Raw genomic sequence first — 26,318 nt, 5'->3', positions numbered from 1 at the left:
GGTATCTCGAACACCGCGTTGTGGGTGTGCTGTACTGGCGTGATGGCCGAGTCTGGCGAGCTCAACGAGGTGGTTGACGCGGCGCTCGAACGGGCCTTGCTCGGCGGCCCGCGCAAGTACACCCGCTCGCAGGTCTCCGAGCTGTCCGGGGTACCCGTCGAACGCGCCCGGAAGCTCTGGGTGGCACTGGGCTTCGCGGCAGCCGAAAGTGACGACGAGGTGGTATTCACCGACGCCGACGTCTCTGCTGTCCGCACCTTCTCGGCGCTGGGCACATCGGCGGCAGTCAACGAGCAGAGCCAAATTGCCGCGGCCCGCACGCTCGGGCAGGCCATGGCACGACTGGCCGAGTGGCAGGCGGATCTGCTCACTCGCGTAGTGGGAGAGCGCATCGCGGCGGAAGGGAGGGACGCGACGGCCAAGTCCAGCGCCGACGCCGCCGCGCAGACCATCTCGACACTGACGGCGATACAGGACTACGCGTGGCAGCGACACTTGGCCGCCGCGCTCCATCGAGCGAATGAATCTGGTAGCACCACAAGACAATTACTTGTCGGGTTCGCCGACATGGTCGGCTACACCCGCCTCTCGCGCCACCTGGATCCCGATGAACTGGCCAATCTGCTGGAGGCATTCGAGACCGCCCTCACCGAAGCGATCACCACACACGGGGGCTGGGTGATCAAGAACGTCGGCGACGAAGTCATGTTCGCGGCGCCGAGCGCGGACGCAGGCGCGCGGATCGCGGTCGCCATGAACACCGCGATTACCGAAGCCGCACAAACCATCCCGGACATGCCCCAGATACGTATGGGTATGGCGTACGGGCAAGTGCTGAGCCGCTACGGCGACCTTTACGGCACCGTGGTCAACGTCGCGGCGCGATTGACCGGCGTGGCCCGGCCGGGAACCATCCTGCTCGACGACGGTGCGGCCGAGGCTCTGGGCGACGACGGTGAGTTCGCCCTGCGTCACCTGCGCGGCGTGCGCGTCAAAGGCTTCTCCCGATTGGGCTCACACGCGTTGCGCGTGCGAAAGCGCTGACCTGTCCGGAACACACTGAACGGATACGAGAGGACATCACATGGCTGAGTACGTCGAGGAGACGGTCTTCGAAGCGCCACGCGACACCGTCTATGAACTACTTGCCGACCGCGAGGGGTACAACGAGTTCCTCCCTTTCACCGTGAAGCTGGTGCGCCCCGGCGCCACCGAGCGGCAGGGCGTCGGGGCGATTCACCGCATCGGCGTCGGCCCCGTCGGTGTCAAGGAAGAAATCATCGAACTCGTTGCTGGGGAGCTCATTCAGTACCGCGTGGTTGCAGGTCTGCCGGTGCGCTCGCATATCGGGACCATTACCCTCGCCGATCACCCCCGCGGCACGGCGGTGCGCTACTCGATGGAGTCCACTCCATTGATTCCGGTACCCGATGCGGTGATGGTCTGGGTGCTGCGTAAGTCAATGGCAAGCCTTGTTACCGGGGCGCGGCGTGAAGCGGCACGCCGCGGCTGAACCTTCAGCCGGCCGGGCTAGAGTCGCGGCGTGCCCAGGATCAGCGCCTCTTCCGTGGAAGAGCACCGCGAGCAGGTGCACCGTCGGGTCTTCGAGGCGTTCGCCCATCTGATGTCTGAGCAGAGCTTCGATGCCATCACCATGGCGAAGCTGGCCACCGCCGCGGGGATTGGGCGCACGGCGATCTACCACCACTTCGCCGACAAAGAAGCCGTCATCGTCGAATTCGCCTCACATGAGACGAGCCGCTACCTCGAAGGTTTACGCGCCGCGCTGGCCGATATCAGCGATCCGGCACAACGGTTGAGTATCTACATCCGGCACCAGCTTGAAACCGGCCAGCAGTTCCATATGGGGTTGGGCAACCAGCTGTATGGCGCATTGTCCCGGGATGCCGCGGTGGCGATCCGAGAGCATGTGGTCGCCGTCGAGGAAGTGCTGCTCGAGATCCTGGCGGAGGGGGTGGCTGCCGGGGCTTTCGTCGTCGAGGACCAGGCCGCGACGGTTTCCCTGATCCACGCGTGCCTGGCGCCACGGCATCTGCCGGTCGCCGCGATTGAACGCTTCGTGCTGCGCGCCTTGGGCGTGACCCCGTAGGCCCCACTTCCCCGAGTAGCCATGCTAGGTTTCTGACATCTTGTCAACATGATCTTGACAAGTTGTCACGTAAATCTCGAGGTCAGGAAGTCCGCCACATGACCCTCAGCTCTCCAACGGTTCCCGACGCCGCCGAATCGCTCTCGGTGGCGATGCGTGATGGTTCGCGCGCCGAACACGATGCCGCCGAACAATCGCCATTCCTCTCCGAATTGCTCGCAGGCAAGGTCAACGCCGCCGGCTACATCGACTATCTGCTGCGGCTACAGGTTGTCTACACCGCCATCGAAGACGCCGTGCGGATACATCGCGACGACCCCCTGGTCGCGGCGATCTACGACCCGGTATTGGAGCGGCATGACGCGCTCAACGCAGACTTGGAACACTGGGCACCCGGCGCGTCGCTGCAGGTGAATTCTCCTGCAGCGCAGGCCTATCAGGATCGTGTGGCCGGCTCCGACTGGAGCGGGGCCCTGTTGGCGCACCACTATGTCCGATACCTGGGTGACCTCTCCGGAGGCCAGGCCATTGGCCGCATGCTCGACCGCGCGTTCGGCCTCGGCGGGGCCGGGCTGTCGTTCTACGACTTCCCGATGCGGCCGAAGCCCTACAAAGACGCCTACCGCGCCCGCCTGGATGAGCTGGGGCTGAACGCACAGGAACGGGCACGGATCGTTGGCGAGGTCAAGGTCGCATTCGGTCTCAACCAGGCAATCTTCGACGAACTGACGGCCAACCTGAGCGCCTACCGGCGCTGAGTGGGCCGCCGCGCCCACCTCGACGCATTCGTCGCGCAAATTTGAGTAATGGACAATACATAATTCCGGCCAATAATTTGCATATGCAGTTCTTATTACACGCCTTTACTTAAGCGTACTTTCTTGACCGCGTTTATTGCCCATAAGAGGCTTTTCTCGATACACGAGGCCCGATTCGTACGCCACAAGAAGCTCGGTATGAACACATTCCCATCACGGTTGCATATCACCGAAACAAGCGATCAGTCGTAACCAGAATCCCCTTCTGAACTGGCAGTTAACAATAAGAATGCGGTAAGCGCGCTGGGGTCCCAAAACTTCTTAAGTCACGGACGCAGCCCTTTTTCCATATCAGCTTCATAACCTGCCAGATCTCGTCTGGACCCAATTTCCGGAGCGCTATAAAGTTCAACCAGAGAATTTCACCCGCGTGATTTACACGCACAAGCTAGGGAGTCGGGTCGGTGGCGATCAACTTCGATCGAGTAGTTATTCAAGTAATTGCCGGTGCTGGATTTGGCGTGGCCGCCGTAGTGCTGAGCCCCTACGCCACCGCAGCCCCGGTAATCGGCGGGCAGTACTCCATAGAGGACGGCGCTGGTAGCTCCGGTAAGGGTGCGCTAATCGGTGGACCCGCCGCCGGACCGGGACCGGTGGCCGGCGTGCCGATTCTGCCGGGGCCTGTCGCGGCACCTGCCGCACCCGTCGTGCCGGCCGCTCCCGTCGTCCCCGCCGCACCGATTGTCCCTGCGGCGCCAGTGGTTCCGGCCGCACCCGCTGTCGTACCGGCGGCGGCGCCCCTCGACGGTGGAATAGCCGCGGGGCCTGTTGGCGGCAAGGGTGTACCCGTCGCTTCTACGGTGCCGGGTGGTCCGACGCCGGGTGTACCGATTCCGGCCGGCCCGGAAGGCTACTAACCGCCAGATCCCACTCACGGACGATGCCGAGGCTCCCGAAAGGAGCCTCGGCATCGTTGCTATTTCAGACCTGGAGCGACGCATGCGCCACGCAGGAGTTGCCCTGCCTCACGGGGCGTGCGGTTACTCCTGCACAACCACCGGGTCGCCGACGTTGACGTTGTTGAAGTACCACTCGGCGGCCGCCGGAGCCAGACTGATGCAACCGTGGCTCACATTCTCATAGCCCATCGCCGGCACCGCCCACGGAGCCGAGTGCACAAAGAGGCCTCGGTTGGTGAAACGTACGGCATTCTCCACGTCGATCTTGTATCCGTCGGGAGCTGAGACGGGAATGCCAACGCTGCTGGAATCCATCAACACCGAGCGTTCCTTGCCCAAGACCGAATAGGTCCCCAGCGGAGTCGGATATTCCGGCCGGCCCATTGAGGCAGGGAAGACCCCCTCCTCACCCATCCGGGGAAGATGATGGGGCGCAGGCAATCCCGCACCCTCCGCGGGGTTCCGCCACACTCCTTCATAGGACACGGTGAACGTGTGCCGCGAAATGCTCGCGATGCCGATGAGGGCCGGACCCGTCGAAATCTCCGCGGGCTTGCCACCGACCATCAGCTTCACCGTGCTGTGTGACGGCCAGAATCGGTCTGGAATCCATTGCACGACGTTGTTATCGAGCCATTCGTACTTACCCGTCATGGGAGGCGTCGACGTGATTCCCAATGCACGCTCGGCGGCGTGCCGGTCGGCGATGGGACCATTGAATGTCACCACCACGGGGTGCGCGATACCTACCGGCTTATCTGGCGCCGGCGCAATCGATCTGACACTCAGATCAAGCGGCAGGCTGACTGCTGTCGTCTCGACGCCGACAGCGTGCCCGGCGAGTGTCGCGCCGACAACAGATACCGCCACAACTATGTGAAGAACTGCCCTCATCGGCCCGACCCCTCTGGGATGACTACTTCGTCATGAACGATGTGATCGTAAGTACGGGTCAACACCCGAAGTAGCGGGCGCGCTTACTCTTTCGGTAACGCGTTCCCCACGTTTTGATAACGAAAATGTCGGCCGATCGGTCCCGCTAACTGATCGCGCAAAGACTCCAAATTATGAGGCCTCATCAGGCGTTTTCTCCGGAAATGAGGGCGGTCAACAACGGGGCCATCAGCGCGACAATCTCGTCGTCGCTGGCGGCCGCCAAATCGGGCATATGCAAGAGATACCGCTGGCTTGCGATGCCCATCAACACGGCGCTCAACAATGCCGCTCGCAGCCTCGCGTCGGGCCGGTCGATGGTGGCCGCCACGGAGCTCACCGCATGGTCGGTTACCTGCTCGCGCAACAACTTCAGGGCATCCTCGCTGGTCATGCTGTTGCGCAGCAGCACGGCCATGGGGCCGTCCGGCTCGGCTGCCCATCCGGAAAGCAAGCCGCGTAGGTAGTTCTCCGCTGTTTCCGCAGGGTCCTCCACGGTGAGGTCATCTACCGGGATTCGCCAATGGACGGCTTCGCGAAAAAGGTTGCTCTTGCTCCCGAAGTACTGGATGACCGACGACTTGTCCACGTCGGCCGTGGCCGCGATCCCCCGAATCGTGGCCTTCTCGTACCCGACCTCGGCGAACACCTGCCGGGCCGCCGACAAGATGCGTTGCCGGGTCCGCTGTCCCTTGCGCTCGGGTGCAGGTGAAGACATAGGGACATCCTCGCAGGAATAAAAGTAGACAAGCGTTTAGTTATTGTGGTCGAGAGCATCGATACGAAGAGACAGAAGAATGACACAGGTAATCGACTGGGACGGCGCCTACCGCGAAGAGGACCAGCCTGCGTGGAACATCGGTGAACCCCAGCCCGAATTCACCGCACTCATCGACCAGGACGGCGTCGTACGCGGCGAGGTGCTCGACGCCGGCTGTGGATACGCCGAACTGGCACTGGCCCTGGCCGCGCGCGGACACACCGTCGTCGGGATCGATCTCACCCCCACCGCAGTCGAGGCCGCCACCGCCGCAGCCGCCGAACGTGGTCTGCACACCGCGACGTTCCAACAAGCCGATATCAGCTCGTTCACGGGCTACGACGGCCGATTCTCCACCATCTTCGACAGCGGCCTGCTACATGCACTACCCGCGGCACTACGGGACGGATACCTACAGTCCGCATATCGCGCGGCCGCGCCCGGCGCCTCGTTCTACATTCTGGCGTTCGGCACCGGCGCCTTCCCGGATCACGACGGGCCGGCGCCCACCCAGTTCTCCGAAGACCAGTTGCGCGATGTCGTCTCGAAGCACTGGCACATCGAGAGCATTCGCCCCGCGCGTCTGCAGGCAGGCACCGGACAGGCAAGTGTGCAGCTGCCCGGACATCTCGTGACGGCCCGCAAGGTCTGAGGCGGCCCGGTATGACCTTCACCCCGAGTGAACAGGAATTCCTGCGCCAACAGCCCATCGGTCGCCTGTGCACCGTGGGGCAAGACGGCGATCCGCAGATCAGGCCCGTCGGTGTACACCTCGGCACGGACGGCGCGACGATCGAGATCGTCGGTCACGCCTTGGCATCAACTCAGAAGTGGCGCAATGTGATCGGCAATCCGCGGGTGGCCTTCATCGTCGATGAGGTGGTATCGGTGAAACCTCCGCGGGCGCACGGCGTGGAGGTCCGTGGGACCGCGGAGGTGCTGTCGGGCCACGGCAGCACCGGCGGCAGGCTGAGCGGCGACATCATCCGCATCACACCGCACCGGATCATCTCGTGGGGAATCGACCACCCGGACACACGCGCCCGACACGTCTAGACCGCTCCATGTACTTGCCGCACGCCATCGGCCATGCTCTGCGGTATGCCTGTGACGATCGAGAAGCACGACCGGATCTGCGTGATCCAGCTGAACCGGCCGGAGAAGCGCAACGCCATCAACCCCGAGATGACACTGGCGCTGGACGCCGCCCTGAACGAGTTCGAAGACGACGACGACCTGTGGGTGGCGATACTCACCGGCTACCGCGAGGGATTCTCTGCGGGTACCGATCTCGCCGAGTCTTCCGGCCCACGCACCGAACGCGGCGGGGAGTACGGAGTGATCCGGCGATCGCGCCGCAAGCCACTGATTGCCGCCGTCGAGGGGATGGCCCTCGGCGGCGGGATGGAGATCGTGCTCGCCTGCGACCTGGTGGTGGCGTCGGCGGCGGCCACCTTCGGGCTTCCGGAGGTCCGCCGTGGGGTCATTGCCACCTGTGGCGGACTATTTCGCGCACAGCGCGCACTGCCGCTGAACATCGCGCGACAGATACTCCTCACCGGCGAGCCGATATCAGCTGATCGCGCCTACCAGCTCGGTCTGGTGAACGAGGTGACCGATGACGGCGCGGCCCTGCCATCCGCGATAGCACTTGCTCAGCGGATAGTGCTCAATTCGCCTGTGTCCGTAAAAGAGAGCCTGCTGGCGACACACAAGGCATTCAATGACGCCGACACCGCCGGCTGGCGCGACACCGAGACCGCATTGGCGGCAGTGCTGCGATCCGCGGATATGACAGAAGGAATCTCAGCGTTCTTCGAACGACGTCCACCCGAGTGGAAGGGAAAATAGCCCGCTACCTAATGAGCCGCGTTACGCGCCAGATCGATCGCGTACTGGTTGACGAAGGTGCCAGCCCGCGGGTCCCCACGATCACAGGAGCCGTCGGATTCACCGGGACGCTTGACCCACAGGTAGGCATCAACATTCGGGTTGCCGGTGGCCGTGGTCGGCGGGGTACCCAATGCACGACCGCTGGGGTTGCACCAGTAGAGCGCGTCAGCGGTGGGGCCGGCACCGTTGCGCGAGGTATCGATCACATAGTGCGCGCCATTGGTCATTCCCGAAATCGCGTCGCCGTAACCGATCTCCTCATCGGTGGTGAAGAAGTTCGCGGTGTTGAGGCTGAAGCCTCGCGCCTTGCTCACCCCGACGTCGTTGAGCCTGGCGGCCATGGTGTCGGCGCTCACCCAGCGCGAGTGACCGCCGTCCACGTACAGGGCGGTGGCCGGATTACGAGTCAGCGTGTCGACGGCGTAGCGCATCAAACCGAAGCGTTCCTGGCGCTGGTCCGCCGACAAGCAGTCGGCCATGGCCAGTGCGTCCGGCTCCAGGATGATCACTGCCGGACCGGAACCCACCGCGGATGCGACACCGTCGATCCAGCCTTTGTAGGCATCGGCCGACCCGAAGCCACCGGCGGCGAAGCTGCCACAGTCGCGGTGTGGGATCGCGTAGAGCGCCAAAACCGGTGTGGCACCGGAGGCCTGCGCTGCGCTGATGTACTTGGCATCGACGCTCGGGGACGAGACGTTATCCATCCAGTACGCCTGCGGCGTATTGGCGATGGTGGTCAGTTCGGGGCTCCCCGCACCCTGCGCTGCCCGCATGGCCGCCGAGTTGGGGTTGACGTAGAACCCCTGACCATCCAGCGGGTTGTCGGCCTTGGCCACCGGGCCCACCAGCACGCCCAGGCACATCGCGGCCAGGCAGGGGGCGATCCATCGGACTACAGCACCAACAGCTGAGGAAATCACCTCAGAAAACTAGCGGCCGCCGTCCATGATCGCCAGTCGCGTTGGCGTTACCTCAGCATGGTGTGCGCGGGATCGTCTACTTCCTGCTGGTCTTCACAAGCGCCCAACTCATTGACGAGTACGCAGTCATCTCCACCGTTCTGCATGCCGGGCGGATCCTGTATGCAATCACCGATGGCGTTCTCCTGCTCGCACATGACGCGGATCTGCGGCATCGCCTGCGCCGTGGGCAATGCGACCTGATAAGTGCTTGCCATTGCTATTGCAAAGGCCCCTGCGACGATTCCTCTAATAACAGTCACCGTGGTGCCCTCCCTTCTTTCCGTGGGCACAACCCCTGCCAACGATTTCTCGACAGCGGCGTGCGCGGGAGTCGGTGGTCAACGGTCTGACTTCGAGTTTACGACTCAACCAGCACGACGGAATGTGATCTCGATAATCCCGCCGATGGGTTCCCGTCACACCTGAGAAACCGTGTGTTTCCTCCGGTGACGCGAGCAGAGCGCACGATGCCAAAGCCGTCAGGGCGGTGCCGAAAGAACGGGAGATGGAGGACTTCATGATCGTGAAGTGGAAGCACGCCCTCAAGGCGGCCCCGGTGGTCGGCGTCGCAGCCCTGGCTGCCTACGACCTGACTCAGAAGCCGCACGCGTTGCTGCGGAACTTCCCGGTGCTCGGGCATCTGCGCTACCTGCTGGAAGAGATGGGCCCCGAACTGCGCCAGTACATCGTGACGAGCAATGACGAGGAACGTCCCTTCAGCCGCAATCAGCGTCGATGGATCTACGCGTCGTCGAAGCTGCAAAACAACTACTACGGCTTCGGCACGGACAACAATGTGGAATACACGCCGGGCTATCCGATCATCAAGCACCGGACGTTCGCCGATGTGCGGCCCGCCGCCGAACGCTCGTCCAGCGCCATCCCGTCGGCGAAGATTCTGGGCGGATTCCGGGGCCGCGCCAACGCATTCCGGCCGCGATCGGTGGTCAACGTGTCGGCCATGAGCTTCGGGTCCATGTCCGGCAACGCTGTCGAGGCGATCAATCGGGGCGCGGCCGCAGCCGGTTCCCTGCACAACACCGGCGAGGGCGGTTTGTCTCCGTACCACCGCAACGGCGGCGACCTCATCTTGCAGATCGGCACCGCCTACTTCGGCTGCCGCGATGCCCGCGGACACTTCGATATCAACAGGCTCAAAGATGTCGTTGCGTCCGGCCCGGTGCGGGCGATCGAGATCAAGCTCAGCCAGGGCGCCAAGCCGGGTCTGGGCGGCATGTTGCCGGGCGCGAAGGTCAGCACGGAGATCGCGCAGATACGCGGCATCCCGGAGGGTGTCGATTGCGCGAGCCCGTCCCGGCATAGCGAGTTCCACGACGTCGACAGCATGCTCGACTGGGTGGAGTTCATCGCCGCCGAGACCGGCCTGCCGGTCGGCATCAAGTCCGCGGTCGGCAACATGGACTTCTGGGATCAGCTGGTCGCGCACATGGCCTCCGGATTGCGCGGCGTCGACTTCATCACAGTCGATGGCGGAGAGGGCGGCACCGGAGCAGCGCCACTTATTTTCAGCGAATCGGTGGCCTACCCCTTCCGGATCGGGTTCGCCGAGGTGTACAAGCGCTTTGCCGCCGCGGGCATCACCGATGCGGTGACATTCATCGGCTCGGGCAAGTTAGGGCTGCCGGACAACGCGGTGGTCGCCTTCGCGCTCGGGGCCGACATGGTCAATGTCGGCCGCGAGATCATGCTGTCGATCGGGTGCATCCAGTCCCAGAAATGCCACACCGACACCTGCCCGACGGGTATAGCCACTCAAAATTCCTGGTTGACAAGGGGACTCGACCCGACGCTGAAATCCGAGCGGGCCGCCAACTACATCAAGACACTGCGTCGTGATCTGCACAAGGTGTCGGAGGCCTGCGGTGTGGAACACCCGGGCCTGATCACCACCGACGACCTGGACATCCTCGAAGGTGTCGGTTCCAAGACACCGCTACGCGAGGTCTACGGATATCGGGCCGACTGGGGCCTGCCCTCGGTAGCGGACCGGGCAGCGATCATCGCATTGATGAAGGGAAGCGACAGCAACCTCGTTCCAGCCCCGTTCTGACGAGTACCCGGAGGCAGCCGGCAACAGCGTCCATAACCGCAGAGCCGGCGCGCTAATGTGCTCTGGTCGACATCAGCGAACATGTCGATAGAAAAGTTGGACACATTCATGACTGCACCAGTAGACGCGTCGGCTCTCGAAGCACGAGTCGGCCACTACTACCAAATGGACGGCCCCTACCTGGTTGGCCGCGAAAAGGTGCGCGAGTATGCCCGTGCCGTGCAGGACTATCACCCCGCGCACTGGGACGTCGCTGCCGCCGCGGAGCTGGGTTACTCGGGAGTGGTGGCGCCGCTGACGTTCACCTCTACCCCCGCCATGGCCTGCAACCGTCGCATGTTCGAGTCGGTGGTGGTCGGGTACGACACCTACCTGCAGACCGAAGAAGTCTTCGAACAGCACCGCCCGATCGTCGCTGGTGACGAGCTGCACATCGACGTGGAATTGACGTCTGTGCGCCGAGTCGCCGGCCGAGACCTGATTACCGTGACCAATACCTTCACCGACCCGGCCGGCGAGCGGGTGCACACCCTGCACACCACGGTCGTCGGCGTCACCGCCGACGAGATCCATCCTGGAACGATGGCCGCCGTGCAGAAGGCGATGATGCACGATGTCGACTTCTCCGGAATCGGCACGTCCGAGGACGGCTACGTGAAGACGGTGCGGCCCGAGGGTGAGGTTCGGATCGCCGGAGACACCGCCCGCACCCCGGGTACGCCGTCGTTCGACGAGGTGAAGGTGGGCGACGAGCTACCGGTGCACCACACCCGACTGTCCCGGGGCGACCTGGTCAACTACGCCGGCGTGGCCGGCGATGCCAACCCCATTCACTGGGATGAGGAGATCGCCAAGCTGGCCGGCCTGCCCGATGTGATCGCACACGGGATGCTCACCATGGGGCTCGGTGCCGGATTCCTCTCCGCCTGGTCGGGCGATCCCGGCGCGGTCACCCGCTACGCGGTGCGGCTTTCCGCACCCGCGATCGTCTCGGCCGCCGAGGGCGCGGACATCGAGTTCGGCGGCAAGATCAAATCGCTGGATCCGGAAACTCGTACCGGCGTCCTCATCGTCACCGCGAAGTCCAACGGTAAGAAGATCTTCGGCCTCGCGACGATGAACGTCCGCTTCGGCTGATCTGACGGGCCCGAGCCTTCCGTTAGAGCTCCACAACACGGCCGTTGTCGACCATCCAGGAACGGTCTACCCGAACGTTCTGCAACATTCGACGGTCATGCGTCACCAGCAGCAGTGCGCCGTCATAGGTTTCGAGCGCCTGCTCAAGCTGCTCGATGGCGGGCAGATCCAGATGATTCGTCGGCTCGTCGAGAACCAACACATTCGTGCCACAAGCCTGCAGCAGCGCGAGTCCCGCACGGGTGCGCTCACCCGGCGAGAGCTCGTCGACCGGGCGTTCCACATGGTCGGCACGCAGCCCGAACTTCGCGAGCAAGGTCCGCACGTCGGCTGTCGACCAGGACGGCACCCGCTGCTCGAAACGATCGACCAGCCGGTCGGCACCGGTGAAATCGGCACGCGCCTGGTCGATCTCGCCGACGGCGACGTTGGCGCCCAGGCTCACCCGCCCCTGATCGGGCTGCTGTCGCCCCAGTAGCAGCCGCAGCAACGTCGACTTTCCTGCCCCATTGGGGCCCGTGATACCGATCCGCTCACCGGCGTCAACCTGAAGCGAGACCGGACCCAGGACGAAATCGCCTTGCCGCACCACGACATCGTCCAGAGTCGCGACGACAGAACTGGACCGGGGCGCGGCGCCGATGGTGAATTCGAGCGTCCATTCCTTGCGGGGTTCGACAACCTCCTCGAGGCGGGCGATCCGGCTCTCCATCTGACGCACCTTCTGCGCCTGTTTCTCGCTGGACTCAGAGGACGCGCGACGCCGGATCTTGTCGTTGTCCGGAGCCTTACGGATTGCGTTACGAACACCCTGGCTTGACCATTCGCGCTGTGTGCGGGCGCGTGCCACCAGGTCGGCCTTCTTGTCGGCGAACTCTTCGTATTGTTCGCGCCGGTGCCGACGCGCGACCGCACGCTCCTCCAGATAACTCTCGTATCCGCCCCCGAAAACGGTGGTGATGTTCTGAGCCAGATCCAGCTCGAGAACATGAGTGACACTGCGCGCAAGGAACTCGCGGTCGTGACTCACCAACACCACGCCACCGCGAAGATCCCGCACAAAATCCTCCAGCCGGGCAAGCCCGTCGAGGTCAAGATCGTTGGTCGGCTCATCGAGCAGAACGATGTCGAACCGCGACAACACCAGCGCCGCCAACCCGACGCGCGCCGCCTGCCCGCCCGACAAGGACGTCATCAGGGTCGTCTCCGGTCGCACCGCTTCCGTGCCGAGGCCCAGATCGGCCAGCACCGTGGGCAACCGCTCCTCGAGATCGGCTGCGCCCGAGGCGAGCCAGCGATCAAACGCGGCGGAGTACGCGTCGGCCGGATCAGAGGAGTCTTGAGCTTGGTCGGCCAACGCCGCGGCCGCCGCTTCCATGGCCAGCGTCGCCTCGACACATCCCGTACGGCGCGCGATGTAGGCGGCCACCGTCTCCCCCGGTATGCGTTCATGCTCCTGCGACAGCCACCCGATGAACGCGTCCGCCGGGGCGGCACTGACGGTGCCCTCGAGCGGTTCAAGATCTCCGGCGAGGATCCGCAGCAGTGTGCTCTTGCCGGCGCCGTTGGCGCCCACGACTCCGATCACATCGCCCGGGCCGACGGTCACATCGAGCCCCTCGAAGAGGGTGCGATGGGCGAAACCCCCAGCCACATTCTTCGCGACAAGCGTTGCCGTCATCGGTCCATCGTCGCATCACCCTGGGGCGATTGAATCCACGCACACCGGAGCCTCGAGCCTTGTTAGCATCACGCCGTGCACGACTCGTCGGCGTCCGATCAGCACGGTGCAACATCCTTCGTATCGCGACGTGACGCGCTCCGATACGCCTTGGCAGCGCCGATACTCTTGGGTCTTCCGATTCTCACCGCGCCGCGCGCCTCGGCGGACGGACTGCGGCTGATCGATTTCACCGAGCGGCTGGTCACTCCGGATCAGATCAAAGAGGCGGGTTACGCCGGTGCTCTCGTCTACGTATCCGAGCTGCGGCCGGGTGCGACCTTTGACTTCAAACCCGTCACCCGTGAGTACACCGACGGACTACGCGCGGCCGGGCTGCACGTCGTGAGCTGCTATCAATACGGCAAGCCGGGGTGGCCCACCCCGTCGGACTTCACCCGCGGCTACGACGGCGGTGTTGCCGATGCGCAGACCGCGCTACGTCTGCACGGCGCCGCCGGCGGTCCGGCGTCCGCGCCGATCTTCTTCAGTGTCGACGAGGACATCGACGAGAAGGCCTGGAAGACCCTGGCGGTCCAATGGTTCCGGGGCATCAACTCGGTACTGGGCGTTCGCCGGACCGGTATCTACGGGCACGCGCGGGCCTGTGCCTGGGCGATCGGCGACGATGTGATCGGGCATTCGACGACTGCCGGATATCGGTGGGCCTGGCAGACGCGGGCATGGTCGGCTGGGATGCGCGAGCCGGCCGCGGTCCTGTATCAAACCGCGGTCAACACCGAGGCCAATCCCGGGCCGCTCATCGACGACGTACACGTTGACGTCGACGATGTTCTAGCAACTGATTTCGGACAGTGGTCTTTGCCTCGGTGACGCACAAGGGCGCAGTTCCGGCCCGCCAGCGCGCCAGCCTCAGAGGAATCCGGCTCGAGTACCGCAACTAGATCAAAAGCGCCCTCACAGGGACCTCACAATTTGAAAGAAGGTTACGCTAACCTACATTGGCTGACCCGATTTCATGGCGCGGTCGGCGAGCACTGGAGAGGAGACGCCAGGTAGCCCGTCCGTGGTCCTGGAAACCGGTCAATGATGACTAACGAAATTGATTCCCGCACAGTCGATTCGATGGGCGAGGCGGGCAACGAATCATGACGGCCCCGCTGTGGATGGCAGCTCCTCCTGAAGTGCATTCGGCCTTGCTCAGCAGCGGCCCCGGCCCCGGATCGCTCTTCGCGGCGGCAGACGCCTGGCGCTCACTGAGCACTGAATACTCCTCGGCAGCAAACGAACTCACCACCACACTCGGTACGGTGCGGGCCGGCTCCTGGAACGGACCGAGCGCCGAGCAATACCAGGGCGCACATGTGCCCTACCTGAGTTGGCTGCAGCAGACCAGCGCCGTCAGCGCCGGGGTGGCCGCCCAGACCGAGACCGCGGCAACGGCCTATAGCGAAGCACTGGCCACCATGCCCACCCTCGTCGAACTCGCCGCGAACCACGCGACGCACGGCGCGCTGGTGGGTACCAATTTCTTTGGTATCAACACCATTCCCATCGCCCTGAACGAAGCCGACTACATCCGGATGTGGATACAGGCCGCCACCGTGATGAGCACTTATCAGGCCGTCTCCGAGACCTCGTTATCGTCAGCGCCGCCAACGACTCTCGCGCCACCCGTGCTCACGCCGGAGAGTCGTACCGTCGCACGGGCCGCGGCCCAGGACGCAACGAAGCCACCACCGATCGTGCCCGATCCGAACGATCCCATCGAGATGTTGCTGAAGAACTCGCAACACTTCCTGGGCATGTATCGCGCGCTCAAGGGACTGATCACCGACCCCGTCGGCACGATTGTCCGGATCATCATCGATTTCTCCACCAACCCGGCGGCAGCCTTGGTTACCTGGCAGCCGCTGTTCTTCGTATTCGCCTACGCCGCAACATTCGGCGTGATGGGAACGCCTCTCTACGCGGCAGTCTTGGGCCCCGCGGCAGGGATAACGCTCCCCCTCGCCATCACCCTGGCCGGACTGTCCCAGATGCCCGAAGTCCCGCCGGCCGATGTGCCGGCCGAGGCTGCCCCCGCGCGCGTTGACCAGCCGCACGCGGTCGCGATGGGCGGTGCGCCGGCGGCACCGGCGAGCAGCGCCGCACCCACCCCGAGCTCCACATCCACGGTGACGCCCAGCTCTGCCCCGGCGCCCACGCCACCTCCCGCCGGTGCCGAAGGCCTGGGTTACGCCGTTCGAGGCGACGGTCCCGGATTCGGGTTCGGACCGACCATGGGTCAGAGCACCGGGGCCACGGCACACGCGCCGAGCAGTGCCGTCGCGGCCGCTGCCGCACTGGCCTGCAACCCCGGAATGGCCAGGAGCCGCAGGCGACGTCGCAGGACCATCGAGGACCGCGGCTATCGCCACGAGTACGCCACCATGGACGACAACATCCCCTCCGGCCCTGACGATTCCGTCTCTGTCACCGCGTCCACCACCGGCAACGGACGGCTCGGCTTTGCGGGCGTCCACCCAACATCACCGACCATCGAGGCCGCCGGCCTGTCCACCCTCAGCGGGGACGTGCACGAGAACCGGACCATCCCGATGCTGCCGGGAACCTGGGACGCCGCGGACGGCGACCACGAGACACGCTGACAGCGCAAACACCAGTGTCTGGGCCGCCGGCTCATCCGCGGTAGCTCAGATGTCGGCGAAACCCATACCGCACAGGACGGTATCGACGTGATCGTCGTAGAGAGCATCGCAATCTGCGACAAGCTCCCCGAGGCTGCCGAATACTTCACCGGCGAGGTACCCAGTAATCGACGCCCACGCAAAGATCCCGATACCGACGATCGCCGGGTCGACCGGCAGGGCAGCGCCGTCACCGAACATTGCGGCGAGGAGCGGCCCCGGAGCCGACGGACGGAATCTTGTCCGATGCGGAACTGCCTCGCCTGCGCCCACCGCGCTGAGGTAAGCATCCATAAAGGATGCAATCACCCTCATTGCGGCAGGACCTGTTTCGGACGGTTGCGCGGCAAAACCCGGTATGGGGGTTCCGCTCAATAGTGCGAAATCCCCGGGGTATGCGAGCGCCCAGCGGCGCGCCGCCGTGAATGCCCCGCGCAATCTCGTCGCCGAATCTGCCTCGGGCACGGTCTTTTGGCCGTCGCTCATCGCCTCGGCGAGAGCACAATTGGCGTCAACGCATAGCGCAGTGATCAACGCCGCCTGCGTCTCGAAGTAGCGGAATAACGCAGCGGGCGCCATGCCCATCTCCCGCGCTATCCCCCGCAAAGACAGAGCGCCCGTCCCACCGTCCGCGAGCTGCTTTCGTGCGTGCGCCTTGATCTCGTCAGTTGTCTGCACGCGTTGTCGGGCCCGCCTCGTCGCAGGCACATCCGCAGCATTCATCCGGGTCGACACATCAAATCCTCACGCCGTGCTCACTTGTCTCCAAGCCTAGAGCGGAGTACGTCCATTCCTGCACCGGCGAGCTGAGCCAACGCGCTCGGGCGGCCTCCTACTGCCATCACAATTGCCTCGCCGGGACCGTAAACCTCAGGTCCGCTGCCGTAGGTCCACTCCACGTCAGTAGCAGCCCAGCGCAGTCCCCTGATTCGCCGCTTGGAATGAATGAAGGGGTCCGGATTGTCCAGCACTGTTCGCAGCGTGCCCTCGGGTACCGTGCGCGGACGATTCAACGGGCGTCGGATGTCTTGGTGATGAATGAGCAGGTCGGCAAGGACCAACTTTGGTTGGATCTTCGCCGAATAGCTTCTGTCGATGGTGGATTCGAAGATAGAGAGCAACACATCCGCCGACCATTCTCGCGCTCGGTCGAGGTAGAGCTGATTCAGCTTGTCGGCCGAGCCACGCACTCGAATGACTTCATAGGCGTACTTGGGCAACGGGGTTCCGTCATACAGCACATGGGCCACCACGTCGCGTACCCGCCAGCCCGCGCATAACGACGGCGACTCCCATTCCTGCGGGGACAGCTCACGCAGAAGTGCCGCGAGATCACGCTTCTCCTGCTGAACCATTGCGTACACTTCGGCGCGAGACATCCATACCTCCTGTTATCTCGTCACTCAGCGGAATCGCACTCGGATGAAGTTGCCCAGCCCATTTCGTCGCCAGCTGGAAAGCATCTTCGGCGTCGGCAGCCAAAATCGCTCCGGTATGGGTAATCCCGAACGCGTGGTGCGGGCAAGGCCCATCTCCCGCAGCCGTCGCACCAACGTCAGGACCGGCAGTGTGGGTTGATAGTCATAGTGGTGACGCCCCTGCGCAATCGAACCGGTTATCAGGCAAGCCATTTCCTCGGGTGACCGCGTGATTCCATCGATTCCGGGGTGTGCCGCTTTCCACTGGATTGCCGCATCCTCGGAGGCAAAGAAGCTGTTGTAGTCGCACCAGCCGACTACCCGATGCGGCATCTCACGAACCGGATATCCCAGGTGCACTCGCAGTGAATGTGGCTCGTAGTCCACGAGGAGACCATCGCGTCCGATAAGCCGCACAGGCTGTTTCGTCTGCCGGCACACGGAATCCACAATCACCTCGGCACCAGGGAATTGCCCCGATATCGCGCACGCTTCGACCGCGCATTCCGCATACCACTTCTGCTGGCCCGCAACGGTGATCGCGTAGTGGTTCTTGAATGTCGCGAATGGCCGGGCATACACCAGTTCGCCAAGCGGCGGCTGCGGCTCGGCGAGCACCTCGTCCTGGAATGTCACGGCGTCTGCGTGTTCTTCATCCTGGCGTGCGAGGCAGATTGCTCCCTCTAAGTCGCGCAGCAGCGGAGCCAGTTCCTTCTCGGGCATTGCGAACTCGGCGAGCAGCTCAGCGATTGTCGGCGCGGTTCCATGGCTCCGGACTTCGGTCATGACGCGCTGACGAACCAACCGTGCCCGGTCACTGAGTACTGCCACGTGCACCTCCATCGCAATAGTGAACACTGATCACTTTTCAATCACTGCACACAGTAGCGGCGCTTCCCCCGTTCGACAACCCCGCCTGCGCGACCACCCTTGAGACCTCTAATATGACCGTGTGGTCATATTGAGGCGCATGACCGTCACCACTTGAGAGGGAACCCGTGTCCGTTCGCCGTGCTGTCCAAGAGTTCGCCCAGCGCCGCACGCTGCTTCCCGACCGAGTCGACTCCATGCTTTCCGGCCCGGGCCGTGATGTCAGCGAGCTCACGGTTGTGATCACCGGAGCCTCCGCCGGGATCGGCCGAGAGAGTGTCACCCAACTGCGTGCTCGCGGAGCCCGGGTCATCGGCGTGGCCCGCCGTGTCGACGAGCTGCAAAAACTCGCGGCAGAGACCGGCTGCGAGTGGCGCGCCTGCGACCTGTCCGGCGAGGATGAAATCGCCCGACTGCTAGAGGATCTCACTGACCAAGACGTGGATGTATTGGTCAACAATGCCGGGCATTCGATCCGCCGTCGCATCGTCGATGCGTCCGGCCGGCTGCACGACTACCAGCGGACCATGGCGCTGAACTACTTCGCGGCCGTGCAGCTGAGTCTGGGTTTGTTGCCCGGAATGATCGAGCGCGAACGGGGCCAGTTCGTCAACGTCTGCACATGGGCCCTGCACGCCAACACATTTCCGCGGTTCTCCGCATACGCCGCCTCAAAGAGCGCGCTGGCCATCTTCGGACGCAGCCTCAACGCCGAGCGGCCGCACCCCCACGTGCACGCGACCAACGTGCATTTCCCGCTGGTCCGCACCGAAATGATCGCCCCTACAGCCGAATACGATGATGCTGCGGCATTGTCGGCCCACGAGGCCGGCCGCTGGATCCTGCGGGCGATAACCCATCAGCCGGTAGAGGTCAATCCCGCCGTGTTACGCGCATTGCTACCCGCAATCGATCTGCTGTCCCCGGCGGCTTCGGATAGCACCATCGCCTCGATTACGTAGGCCGGGCCGTGCGGCACTATTTCGCGCAAAGCAACAGTGTCGAATAGCCCTTCGAAACCATTGGTGCGCAATAGATCGCGCTCACGCCGGATGACTATCCGTCATGTTCTCGACTATTTGACGCTCTGCTCGGGAACTTCGCAGGCGATCAGGCTGCGGGCGTGTTTCAATTGCCTCACGCGCCGCGCGAGCGAGAAGGGGATTTCGTGTTCGTTATCCATCCCGCCCTTGTGACACGGCCCCTATGATGGACTGACGCAAACGGTCAAAAGGCCAGGCCGGTCGAATACTTGGGCACATTATGGATGCCGTTGGTGGCGCTCACTGTCATCATGGTCGTCGGTTTCGGAGTGAAGACCCGGCCCGGCATACCTGACAACTGAGGGATATCACCATGGCGCGCATCGACACCCATCACCACTGCATCCCCACCATGTACCGCGAGGTGCTACGGAACGCAGGTATTGACGAGGCCGGCGGACGAGCCCTGCCCGACTGGAGCCCCGAGGCATCTCTTGAGACGATGGCCGCGCTGAACGTGGCCACGGCGATACTGTCGGTGTCCACCCCTGGTACCACCTTCTTGCCCACCGCCACCGACGCCGCGGCACTGGCCCGCGACCTCAACGACTACACCGCGGCCGTGGTCGCCGATCACCCCGATCGGTTCGGCTTCTTCGCCACCGCTCCTATGCCCCACATCGCTGCCGCCGTCACCGAAACCATTCGCGCACTGGATGTTCTGCATGCCGACGGGGTGGTATTACTGGCCAACAACGACGGTGTGTACCTCGGCCAGAACGGGCAAGACGATCTGTTCGCCGCCCTCGACGCCCGCTCAGCCGTCGTATTCATCCACCCTGCAGACCTACCCGGCCCCGCTGTCGATGGCGTGTTGCCCTTTGCGGCCGACTTCCTCCTGGACACCACGCGCGCGGCATATCTTCTGGTACGCAACGGTATTCGCAGGAAATACCCAGACATCAGATTCATCCTCAGCCACGCCGGCGGATTCGTGCCATACGCCAGCCACCGCATGGCCGTCGCGATCACCAGCGACACCGGTGCAAGCCCCGCCGACTGTCTTGAGGACTTCGCCGGCTTCTACTTCGACACCGCGCTGTCTTCCAGCCCGGCAGCCCTGCCGTCCCTGCTGGCCTTCGCCGACCCCGGCCACGTGCTGTTCGGGTCGGACTGGCCGTTCGCACCACTGCCTGCCTCGCAGCTGTTCGCCGCGGGCTTGGAGAACTACCCGCTGGATGCCTCAACCCGCGCCGCCATCGATCACGGTAATGCGCTGGCGTTGTTCCCCCGGCTGGGCAGCGCGCCCGCTAGTGCGCCGCAGTCGCTGGCGGGAACCCTCCGGAACACCGTGCGGCGCACGATGATGCGCGGTGTCGCGCGTCTGATGGCGTCGCGGTGAGCCGCTATTACACCTCGTCGTTATCCGACGACAGCACCGAACCGCTCTGGTCGTGATCGCAGCCGACGCCCTGGTCTTCACATTCCATTCCGGTACCACTACTCGGCGCCTTTGGCGCAATGTTGGTCTTGTCCGAGTCATACGGTCCACTGATGTCCGAATCCGGGTTGTTGGGCCCGGAGTCATTGCTGGCCAATACAACTCGTGTTGGACTGACTGGATGATCCAAGCTTGACCCCAGCCCCATCCCGCCAACAGCGATAAACGCAGGGGCAATCACTGCCGCCGCCAACCAGGCGCGCCTCGACGGAAGACCCATGGCCCACTCCTCTCACAGATACCGCAGATTCGCGGTGTTAGTGAAAGTCTTCGGGAACTGAGGGGGTAAAACATCGCTGCTAACGGGTGTTCTGCTCTACCTGCTAACAGGTAGAGGATGGCATGGCATCCCGCATATCTGCGGGCCACATCGCGGGCCAGCCCGCACCGAATCACTCCTTCCTTCAAGACACCGATTGACCGCCATTCGGCGGATGGTTTACTCCCTCGCGCTGCGGATAGCGGCCGAGGACAATGAAGGTCATGTACGTGCCCCGGAACTTCGCGATGCGGGCTGAGGAGACGGCTGCCGCCCTCGCCACTGTCGATCTGGCCCACCTCGTCACCCATGACGACGACGGATACCTGGTGACGCCGGTTCCACTGCTCTACCGAACGGCGACCAACACACTGGTGGGTCATGTATCGCGGGCCAATCCGCATTGGCGGCGAACCGGCCCGTCCGTCGCGATATTTGCCGGGCCGCAGGCGTACATCTCGCCCAGTTTCTATGTCACCAAGATCGAGACCGGCAAAGTGGTGCCCACGTGGAACTACGAAGTCCTCACCGTGCATGGCACGCTCACCGCTCATGACGACCCGGACTGGGTGCGCGCCCTCGTCACCGAACTCACCGACCGGCACGAGCAGGGCCGGGATTCGCCCTGGGAAATTGACGACGCACCCGAGGCATTCACAAACGCGCAGATCCGCGCCATCGTCGGGATCGAACTGAGCATCGATCTCATCGAAGGCAAGGCGAAGATGTCGCAGAATCAGCCCGAACGCAATCGCGCGGGCGTCATCGAGGGATTGCGGCGGTCCGACGCGTTCTCCGACCAGTACATCGCTGAACGGGTAGCGGACCTGAATTCCGGGAGCTAGTGCACGTGGAATGCATCAGAACGTGCGACGATATGCCGGTGATTGAGGATCCGTCCGTGGCCCAGGCCCGTGTGCTGCTGACGTCTCTTGATGAGCACATCGACACGCTCACGCAGTCCATCGGCAAGGTCGAGCAGCGGATTCGGCATACCCCTCAACACACGGCGTCGTGGCGGCATCTGCGCCAGCGAATGGCCGCGATGCGTAAAGATCTGCACGAGGCCCACCGGATGGTCGACGGGCTACACCGCCGGTTCCCGGCTTCTCGTGCCACCCGCGTATCGACCAGCCATCCGCGCGATGTCACACACGTCTAGACCCGCATCACGTTTCTTGTTCAGCGGACCGCTTTGATCGGAAGCACTGCCAAACCGCCGAGAACTGACAACACCATTGACGCGATATAGAGGATGCTGAAATCGCCTTGAGTGCTGTGTAATCCGAGTAGCGCTGTCGCCAACAGGGGCACCAGCAGCTGCGGCAGCAGATAGGCCATTGCCACCACGCCAAGATCTTTCCCCGACGACTCCGTCTCAGGCAGCACCTCGGTCATCAGCGCCAGATCCACCGCGGCGTAGGCGCCCTGCCCTGCACCGATGATCGCTGCGCCAAGCAAAAGAGCATGGAAGTCCTTGAACAGCAGGAGAGTCACCAATCCGACCGCGGTGATGAGACAGGAAGTCCAGACGATGCCCTTGCGTCGGCCGGTGCGGTCCGACCACCAGGCAGAGACCGCCGCGGTGAGCATATTGGTGATCAAGAATGCGCCGATGATGACGCCGTATTTCGCGGCTGCCTCATGCTCGGACAACCCCAGCGTGCCCGCCACGATGTACAGCATGTAGACGGTCACCAGCAGCACCGACATGGTGACGAAGAGGCGGCAGATCCACGCCCACCCGAAATCCTGGTGCTTCCTTGGATTTATCCAATAGCTAGAAAGGATCTGTTGCCAATTCCGGGAGTCACCCTGCGTGCGGACCGTGTCGCGCAACACAACGGCGGCCGCGCCGTTGAATATCAGCGCCAGCACCGCCGGCAGACCGAACCACCACCGCGGATCGTTGGGTAGGACGTTGATGAAAATACTCCCGACCACCGGCGCCAGACTGGTCGAGATGCCGAACACTGCCGCGACACGTGCCCGAATCGCGACAGAAATCTGGTCCGCCAGCAGTGCGTTGAACACCACAAGCGTTGCAGCGAAACCCATCTGGGTAATGCACCAGCCAGCCACGACGCCCCCGACGGTCGGGGCTGTGGCCAATGTTGTCAGGCCCACCGCCCCCACCAGCGTGCCGCCGACCAGATATGGCCGGCGGATCCCGAATCGCGATGTCGATGTGTCGCTGAGATGCCCCAGCGGAGGCGTGACTACGATGATCGCAATTCCGCCGAGAGCCATGGTCAACGACAGTGCCTGCGTTTTGTGCCCTGGGTCGAGCTCGGCGAGCCTCAGTGGGATGCTCACGCCACCGGCGGCCAGGAGCGCGACCGCGGAGGCGAAGTAGGCGAGCAGGAAAACAGGCAGGAAGGCGCGCGGTTGCGCAACGCGGATGTCCGCCTCTGTGCGTGTATCAGGCGTTTCCGTGGCCATACAGTCCTCTCGAAGTTCTTCGCTAGACCACTGTATGCGGTGCGCGCGAGCACGGCCGGGGACGATCTCGTGCACATGGCCGAACAGCGTGCTCACTCCGTACAGTCGGAAGCGGCGTCCCCACCGGTGGCCGGGCACGTCACTGCGATGCGGGAGGTGTGATGGTGGGTACCCATCGGCGATTCGTCGTCTACGGCGCCGGGGCAATCGGCGGTGGTTTAGGTGCGCTCTTGACGAAGGCCGGCCATGAGGTTGTGCTGATCGCCCGTGGCTCCCATCTGACCGCCTTGCAATCCAGCGGGCTGAAGGTCGTCACTCAGGCCGGCGCCGAAACAATTCCTGTTGCCGCGGTATCCGGCCCGCACGAGGCATCGTTGTCGGCCAACGATGTGGTGCTGCTGGCGATGAAGAGCAACGACACCCCCTCCGCATTGAACGAGCTAGCGGCAGTTGCAGATCCAGACACTCCGATCGTCTGTGTGCAGAACGGCGTGGCCAACGAGCGAGCCGCGCTGCGCCGGTTCGCGAACGTGTACGGCATTTCAACAGTGTTCCCTGCAGTGCATCTTGAGCCCGGGGTCGTGGAGTTTCGGTCATGGCCGACACCGGCGATTCTCGACATCGGTCGTTACCCCGGGGGGATCGATGAGAACACCGAAATGATCTCCGCCGCTATCGAATCAACCGGATGTGGCTCGACTCCGCGTACGGACATCATGCGCTGGAAGTATGCCAAACTGCTGACCAATCTCGTCAACGCCATCGACGCAATAGCCGCGCCCGGAACCACCGCCACCCGGATCATGAGTCAGGCGCGCTCCGAGGGCGAGCGGGTGCTGGACGCAGCCGGGATCGAATTCGCCTCCGCCGATGAGGAACAACTCCGATTCGGCGAGCTACGGTCGAACACGGCACGAGTCAATGGTGCAGGCATCGGGGGTAGCTCATCGTGGCAGAGCCTGGCCCGCGGGGCCGGCCGGATCGAAGCCGACTACCTCAACGGAGAGATCGTGTTGCTGGCACGGCTGTACGGCATACCCGCGCCGGTCAATGAGTTCGTGCGCCGCATTGCCAACGGCTTCGTTCGCGATGGTCGGCCCGCCGGCTCCATGGCAGATGCCGAGCTACGTGCCGCATTCGACGTGGCCCTGAGCCGGTAGACGTTCGCCGATCAGGACGAACTCGTTCGTATCCGTAACATTTCGCACCATCGCAGGTAACACCCGACTTTTACGGTGGCTGCGTGATCGGCGCTCACGTTAGGCCGATCGCGTAAGCCGTCAACCGCGGGCGTAATCGTCACGCGGGGCACGCAGCGCGATGCGCTGTCTATGCAGTGGGCGGGCTCTGTCGTCGTCGTGGACCGCAGTCAGTTCCCGTGGCCGTACACGCCGAAATGAGAGGACGAGAGCCCGTGCCGTCATTGCCTAATGTTGAGCGACTCGAAGAGCTCGAGGACGCCCGCGACGCCGGTGGGCCCGGCCTCGCGGCGGGGAGCATGAGTGGGGTCGAACTCGTCGCACAGTCGACCGCGGGTATCGCACCGAGTGCCGTCATGGTCTCCGGTGCCACGCTCGTCGCGGCCAGTGCCGGCCCCGGCACGCTGTACTCCTACGCCGTCTCCCTGGGCGTGCTGCTCTTGGTGGGCTGGTGTGTGTCTCGGGCGGCCAAACTGCGACCGGGCGAAGATCTGTTGTCGCACATCACCGCAGCGTTCGGCCGGGCGGTCGGGTTCGTCGGCTCGACGGGCTTGGCTTTCGGCTACCTTCTTATCGCGGTCGGCTGTGTCGCTCAGTTCTCGCAGTACATGAAGCCACTGATCGCGGTGGCACCACCCGTCAGCGCGGGCGCCCCCGGCACGGCCATCGGTGTCACCGCCGTCCTGGAAATCGCGTGCGTCGTCGGCGCGGGCTTCATGATGATCCGTGGTGTGCGCGTCTCGGCATGGACCGGCGTCGTCCTCGAGGTGTTGTCCATCGGGGCGATCCTGCTGGTTTTGACCATGGTGCTGATACGGCACGGGTTTTCGATGGCTCCCCTCATGCCGACGGGCATCACCGCAACACAGGTGGTCGGTGGCATGGTGCTGGCGACCCTGGGGTTCGTCGGATTCGAGTCGGCGGCCTGTTTGTCGGTGGAGGCCAAGGACCCTCAGCGCACCATCCCGCGGGCGGTGACCGGCAGCGCCCTGCTCGCCGGGGCGCTGTACCTGTACGCGTCGTATGCGCAGATCGTGGGCTTCGACGGTGCGGACAAGCTCGCGCAAGACGCGACGCCCCTGAACACCCTGGCCGATGGGCTCGGACAGCATTGGCTCGCGCTGGCCATCGACCTCGGGGCGGTAGCCTCCAACTTCGCCTGTGTCACCGGATCGCTCACCGCGGCAAGCCGGGTACTGCGGTCGATGGGCGAATCAAAGCTGGTGCATGCCAAGATCGCTGCCACGCACCCCAAGCGTAAAACGCCGCATGTGGCCATCGTGCTGCTCAGTGCGGCCGCTTTGGTGACAGCAATAGGCTTGGCCGCCAGCGGAATAAACGAACTCGACGTATACTCCTACACCGGGACGCTCGGCACGTTCGGCTACATGGTCGCCTACATGCTCATGGGCCTGGGTATCCCCGTTCTGTTACGTCGACTCGCGCCCGAAGCCGGCATCACGATGGCCGTCCTCATCGGTGGAACCGCCACCCTCTGTCTGGCATATGTGTTCTACCGCAACGTCTATCCGATCCCTGACTGGCCGATCGACATCATGCCCTGGCTGTTCCTCGGGGTGCTCCTGGCTGCGGCCGCGTGGTATCTGGCGGGGCCCCGGCGTGCCGCCAACGCGCAATCCCCGACGATGACCCAGGCGGAGACGCCGGTGAGCGTGCATACAAGCTGAG

General features: G+C 63.8%; 28 protein-coding genes and 1 pseudogene. 19 read left to right on the top strand and 10 right to left on the bottom strand.

The features are described 5' to 3' along the window. Window positions 1-42 precede the first annotated feature (42 nt). The 5 genes from B4393_RS07255 (at window position 43) to B4393_RS27770 (ending at window position 3,785) form a co-directional block, all read left to right on the top strand. Window positions 43-1,044, top strand: coding sequence for an adenylate/guanylate cyclase domain-containing protein (locus B4393_RS07255; RefSeq protein ID WP_078333948.1), 1,002 nt, complete (start codon window positions 43-45; stop codon window positions 1,042-1,044). 40 nt (window positions 1,045-1,084) lie between these two features. Further along, on the top strand, window positions 1,085-1,513 hold the full coding sequence (locus B4393_RS07250) for an SRPBCC family protein (RefSeq protein WP_078333560.1): 429 nt from the start codon (window positions 1,085-1,087) through the stop codon (window positions 1,511-1,513). Between the two features lie 30 nt (window positions 1,514-1,543). After that, on the top strand, window positions 1,544-2,110 hold the full coding sequence (locus B4393_RS07245; protein ID WP_078333559.1) for a TetR/AcrR family transcriptional regulator: 567 nt from the start codon (window positions 1,544-1,546) through the stop codon (window positions 2,108-2,110). A 98-nt stretch (window positions 2,111-2,208) separates the two neighbouring features. Then, a complete protein-coding gene (locus B4393_RS07240; RefSeq protein ID WP_078333558.1) occupies window positions 2,209-2,868 on the top strand; it encodes a biliverdin-producing heme oxygenase in 660 nt (219 codons plus the stop codon). Between the two features lie 464 nt (window positions 2,869-3,332). Further along, entirely contained in the window at window positions 3,333-3,785 is a 453-nt protein-coding gene (locus tag B4393_RS27770; protein WP_078333557.1) for a hypothetical protein, read from the top strand. A gap of 123 nt (window positions 3,786-3,908) precedes the next feature. Here B4393_RS27770 and B4393_RS07230 read toward each other — a convergent pair whose 3' ends face one another. Then, complete coding sequence (locus B4393_RS07230) at window positions 3,909-4,703, bottom strand: L,D-transpeptidase (protein ID WP_078333947.1); 795 nt, start codon at window positions 4,701-4,703, stop codon at window positions 3,909-3,911. Between the two features lie 202 nt (window positions 4,704-4,905). Further along, the gene (locus B4393_RS07225) at window positions 4,906-5,478 is read right to left on the bottom strand and encodes a TetR/AcrR family transcriptional regulator (protein ID WP_078333556.1); all 573 of its coding nucleotides are present in this window, start codon (window positions 5,476-5,478) and stop codon (window positions 4,906-4,908) included. A gap of 79 nt (window positions 5,479-5,557) precedes the next feature. Between B4393_RS07225 and B4393_RS07220 the strand changes: the two genes are divergently transcribed. Genes B4393_RS07220 through B4393_RS07210 form a run of 3 tightly spaced genes read left to right on the top strand, consistent with a single transcriptional unit; the run spans window position 5,558 to window position 7,371 of the window. Further along, complete coding sequence (locus tag B4393_RS07220) at window positions 5,558-6,172, top strand: class I SAM-dependent methyltransferase (protein ID WP_078333555.1); 615 nt, start codon at window positions 5,558-5,560, stop codon at window positions 6,170-6,172. Between the two features lie 11 nt (window positions 6,173-6,183). Beyond that, on the top strand, window positions 6,184-6,576 hold the full coding sequence (locus B4393_RS07215; RefSeq protein WP_078333554.1) for a PPOX class F420-dependent oxidoreductase: 393 nt from the start codon (window positions 6,184-6,186) through the stop codon (window positions 6,574-6,576). Between the two features lie 45 nt (window positions 6,577-6,621). Continuing rightward, complete coding sequence (locus B4393_RS07210) at window positions 6,622-7,371, top strand: enoyl-CoA hydratase-related protein (protein WP_078333553.1); 750 nt, start codon at window positions 6,622-6,624, stop codon at window positions 7,369-7,371. Between the two features lie 8 nt (window positions 7,372-7,379). Here the strand turns inward: B4393_RS07210 and B4393_RS07205 are convergent, their stop codons facing one another. Then, complete coding sequence (locus B4393_RS07205; protein ID WP_191988852.1) at window positions 7,380-8,336, bottom strand: glycoside hydrolase family 6 protein; 957 nt, start codon at window positions 8,334-8,336, stop codon at window positions 7,380-7,382. A 47-nt stretch (window positions 8,337-8,383) separates the two neighbouring features. Further along, a complete protein-coding gene (locus tag B4393_RS07200) occupies window positions 8,384-8,593 on the bottom strand; it encodes a hypothetical protein (RefSeq protein WP_078333552.1) in 210 nt (69 codons plus the stop codon). Window positions 8,594-8,895: 302 nt separating this feature from the next. On the opposite strand from B4393_RS07200, the gene B4393_RS07190 reads away from it, so the two are divergent. Next, on the top strand, window positions 8,896-10,449 hold the full coding sequence (locus B4393_RS07190; RefSeq protein WP_078333946.1) for an FMN-binding glutamate synthase family protein: 1,554 nt from the start codon (window positions 8,896-8,898) through the stop codon (window positions 10,447-10,449). 108 nt (window positions 10,450-10,557) lie between these two features. Beyond that, window positions 10,558-11,586: a fused (3R)-hydroxyacyl-ACP dehydratase subunits HadA/HadB gene (locus tag B4393_RS07185; protein WP_078281247.1), complete on the top strand. Its 1,029-nt coding sequence runs from the start codon at window positions 10,558-10,560 to the stop codon at window positions 11,584-11,586. 22 nt (window positions 11,587-11,608) lie between these two features. On the opposite strand, the gene abc-f is transcribed toward B4393_RS07185, so the two are convergent. Beyond that, complete coding sequence (gene abc-f, locus B4393_RS07180) at window positions 11,609-13,267, bottom strand: ribosomal protection-like ABC-F family protein (protein ID WP_078333550.1); 1,659 nt, start codon at window positions 13,265-13,267, stop codon at window positions 11,609-11,611. Between the two features lie 75 nt (window positions 13,268-13,342). On the opposite strand from abc-f, the gene B4393_RS07175 reads away from it, so the two are divergent. Together B4393_RS07175 and B4393_RS07170 are read left to right on the top strand one after the other, a co-directional pair. Continuing rightward, a complete protein-coding gene (locus tag B4393_RS07175) occupies window positions 13,343-14,140 on the top strand; it encodes a DUF1906 domain-containing protein (RefSeq protein WP_078333549.1) in 798 nt (265 codons plus the stop codon). A 275-nt stretch (window positions 14,141-14,415) separates the two neighbouring features. Then, window positions 14,416-15,918 carry a PPE domain-containing protein gene (locus B4393_RS07170; protein WP_078333548.1) on the top strand — a complete coding sequence of 501 codons (1,503 nt, stop codon included), beginning with the start codon at window positions 14,416-14,418 and terminating at the stop codon, window positions 15,916-15,918. Between the two features lie 45 nt (window positions 15,919-15,963). Here B4393_RS07170 and B4393_RS07165 read toward each other — a convergent pair whose 3' ends face one another. The 3 genes from B4393_RS07165 to B4393_RS07155 are packed head-to-tail and all read right to left on the bottom strand — an operon-like array spanning window position 15,964 to window position 18,206. Beyond that, a complete protein-coding gene (locus B4393_RS07165; protein ID WP_078333547.1) occupies window positions 15,964-16,692 on the bottom strand; it encodes a TetR/AcrR family transcriptional regulator in 729 nt (242 codons plus the stop codon). Window positions 16,693-16,712: 20 nt separating this feature from the next. Further along, a complete protein-coding gene (locus tag B4393_RS07160; RefSeq protein WP_078333546.1) occupies window positions 16,713-17,336 on the bottom strand; it encodes a maleylpyruvate isomerase family mycothiol-dependent enzyme in 624 nt (207 codons plus the stop codon). A gap of 24 nt (window positions 17,337-17,360) precedes the next feature. Beyond that, window positions 17,361-18,206, bottom strand: a complete 846-nt coding sequence (locus B4393_RS07155) for an alkylmercury lyase family protein (RefSeq protein ID WP_078333945.1) — start codon at window positions 18,204-18,206, stop codon at window positions 17,361-17,363. 167 nt (window positions 18,207-18,373) lie between these two features. On the opposite strand from B4393_RS07155, the gene B4393_RS07150 reads away from it, so the two are divergent. The 3 genes and pseudogenes from B4393_RS07150 (at window position 18,374) to B4393_RS07145 (ending at window position 20,630) form a co-directional block, all read left to right on the top strand. Beyond that, window positions 18,374-19,207 carry an SDR family NAD(P)-dependent oxidoreductase gene (locus B4393_RS07150; RefSeq protein WP_078333545.1) on the top strand — a complete coding sequence of 278 codons (834 nt, stop codon included), beginning with the start codon at window positions 18,374-18,376 and terminating at the stop codon, window positions 19,205-19,207. A 286-nt stretch (window positions 19,208-19,493) separates the two neighbouring features. Further along, window positions 19,494-19,560: pseudogene (locus B4393_RS28505) on the top strand (MmpS family transport accessory protein); the annotation flags it as partial. 41 nt (window positions 19,561-19,601) lie between these two features. Then, the gene (locus tag B4393_RS07145; RefSeq protein ID WP_078333544.1) at window positions 19,602-20,630 is read left to right on the top strand and encodes an amidohydrolase family protein; all 1,029 of its coding nucleotides are present in this window, start codon (window positions 19,602-19,604) and stop codon (window positions 20,628-20,630) included. A 7-nt stretch (window positions 20,631-20,637) separates the two neighbouring features. Here the strand turns inward: B4393_RS07145 and B4393_RS07140 are convergent, their stop codons facing one another. Next, complete coding sequence (locus tag B4393_RS07140) at window positions 20,638-20,877, bottom strand: hypothetical protein (protein WP_413816139.1); 240 nt, start codon at window positions 20,875-20,877, stop codon at window positions 20,638-20,640. Between the two features lie 335 nt (window positions 20,878-21,212). Here B4393_RS07140 and B4393_RS07135 point away from each other — a divergent pair, with 335 nt between their 5' ends. After that, window positions 21,213-21,833, top strand: a complete 621-nt coding sequence (locus B4393_RS07135) for an FMN-binding negative transcriptional regulator (RefSeq protein WP_078333944.1) — start codon at window positions 21,213-21,215, stop codon at window positions 21,831-21,833. Window positions 21,834-21,871: 38 nt separating this feature from the next. Further along, window positions 21,872-22,150 (top strand): hypothetical protein, encoded by a 279-nt coding sequence (locus B4393_RS07130; RefSeq protein ID WP_236743128.1) that lies wholly within the window; start codon window positions 21,872-21,874, stop codon window positions 22,148-22,150. A gap of 20 nt (window positions 22,151-22,170) precedes the next feature. Here the strand turns inward: B4393_RS07130 and B4393_RS07125 are convergent, their stop codons facing one another. Then, complete coding sequence (locus B4393_RS07125) at window positions 22,171-23,430, bottom strand: MFS transporter (RefSeq protein WP_078333942.1); 1,260 nt, start codon at window positions 23,428-23,430, stop codon at window positions 22,171-22,173. A 161-nt stretch (window positions 23,431-23,591) separates the two neighbouring features. On the opposite strand from B4393_RS07125, the gene B4393_RS07120 reads away from it, so the two are divergent. Both B4393_RS07120 and B4393_RS07115 read left to right on the top strand, forming a co-directional pair. Beyond that, a complete protein-coding gene (locus B4393_RS07120) occupies window positions 23,592-24,590 on the top strand; it encodes a ketopantoate reductase family protein (protein ID WP_236743127.1) in 999 nt (332 codons plus the stop codon). 254 nt (window positions 24,591-24,844) lie between these two features. After that, complete coding sequence (locus tag B4393_RS07115; RefSeq protein WP_078333542.1) at window positions 24,845-26,317, top strand: APC family permease; 1,473 nt, start codon at window positions 24,845-24,847, stop codon at window positions 26,315-26,317. The last annotated feature ends 1 nt before the right edge of the window (window position 26,318 follow it).

The sequence above is a fragment of the Mycobacteroides franklinii genome, from assembly GCF_002013895.1.
GTDB classification, from domain to species: domain Bacteria; phylum Actinomycetota; class Actinomycetes; order Mycobacteriales; family Mycobacteriaceae; genus Mycobacterium; species Mycobacterium franklinii.
Note: the sequence above shows the minus strand (reverse complement) of the source record. Positions and strands in the feature narration are given on the sequence as shown.

What these genes read in the sequence shown, in the direction of transcription:
- B4393_RS07255 (WP_078333948.1), top strand. Translation starts at nt 43, where the DNA reads ATGGCCGAGTCTGGCGAGCTCAACGAGGTGGTTGACGCGGCGCTCGAA.
- B4393_RS07170 (WP_078333548.1), top strand. Translation starts at nt 14,416, where the DNA reads ATGACGGCCCCGCTGTGGATGGCAGCTCCTCCTGAAGTGCATTCGGCC.
- B4393_RS07145 (WP_078333544.1), top strand. Translation starts at nt 19,602, where the DNA reads ATGGCGCGCATCGACACCCATCACCACTGCATCCCCACCATGTACCGC.
- B4393_RS07200 (WP_078333552.1), bottom strand. Translation starts at nt 8,593, where the DNA reads ATGGCAAGCACTTATCAGGTCGCATTGCCCACGGCGCAGGCGATGCCG.
- B4393_RS07215 (WP_078333554.1), top strand. Translation starts at nt 6,184, where the DNA reads ATGACCTTCACCCCGAGTGAACAGGAATTCCTGCGCCAACAGCCCATC.
- B4393_RS07160 (WP_078333546.1), bottom strand. Translation starts at nt 17,336, where the DNA reads ATGTCTCGCGCCGAAGTGTACGCAATGGTTCAGCAGGAGAAGCGTGAT.
- B4393_RS07190 (WP_078333946.1), top strand. Translation starts at nt 8,896, where the DNA reads ATGATCGTGAAGTGGAAGCACGCCCTCAAGGCGGCCCCGGTGGTCGGC.
- B4393_RS07225 (WP_078333556.1), bottom strand. Translation starts at nt 5,478, where the DNA reads ATGTCTTCACCTGCACCCGAGCGCAAGGGACAGCGGACCCGGCAACGC.
- B4393_RS07220 (WP_078333555.1), top strand. Translation starts at nt 5,558, where the DNA reads ATGACACAGGTAATCGACTGGGACGGCGCCTACCGCGAAGAGGACCAG.
- B4393_RS07140 (WP_413816139.1), bottom strand. Translation starts at nt 20,877, where the DNA reads ATGGGGCTGGGGTCAAGCTTGGATCATCCAGTCAGTCCAACACGAGTT.
- abc-f (WP_078333550.1), bottom strand. Translation starts at nt 13,267, where the DNA reads ATGACGGCAACGCTTGTCGCGAAGAATGTGGCTGGGGGTTTCGCCCAT.
- B4393_RS07135 (WP_078333944.1), top strand. Translation starts at nt 21,213, where the DNA reads ATGTACGTGCCCCGGAACTTCGCGATGCGGGCTGAGGAGACGGCTGCC.
- B4393_RS07120 (WP_236743127.1), top strand. Translation starts at nt 23,592, where the DNA reads ATGGTGGGTACCCATCGGCGATTCGTCGTCTACGGCGCCGGGGCAATC.
- B4393_RS07210 (WP_078333553.1), top strand. Translation starts at nt 6,622, where the DNA reads ATGCCTGTGACGATCGAGAAGCACGACCGGATCTGCGTGATCCAGCTG.
- B4393_RS07250 (WP_078333560.1), top strand. Translation starts at nt 1,085, where the DNA reads ATGGCTGAGTACGTCGAGGAGACGGTCTTCGAAGCGCCACGCGACACC.
- B4393_RS07125 (WP_078333942.1), bottom strand. Translation starts at nt 23,430, where the DNA reads ATGGCCACGGAAACGCCTGATACACGCACAGAGGCGGACATCCGCGTT.
- B4393_RS07185 (WP_078281247.1), top strand. Translation starts at nt 10,558, where the DNA reads ATGACTGCACCAGTAGACGCGTCGGCTCTCGAAGCACGAGTCGGCCAC.
- B4393_RS07240 (WP_078333558.1), top strand. Translation starts at nt 2,209, where the DNA reads ATGACCCTCAGCTCTCCAACGGTTCCCGACGCCGCCGAATCGCTCTCG.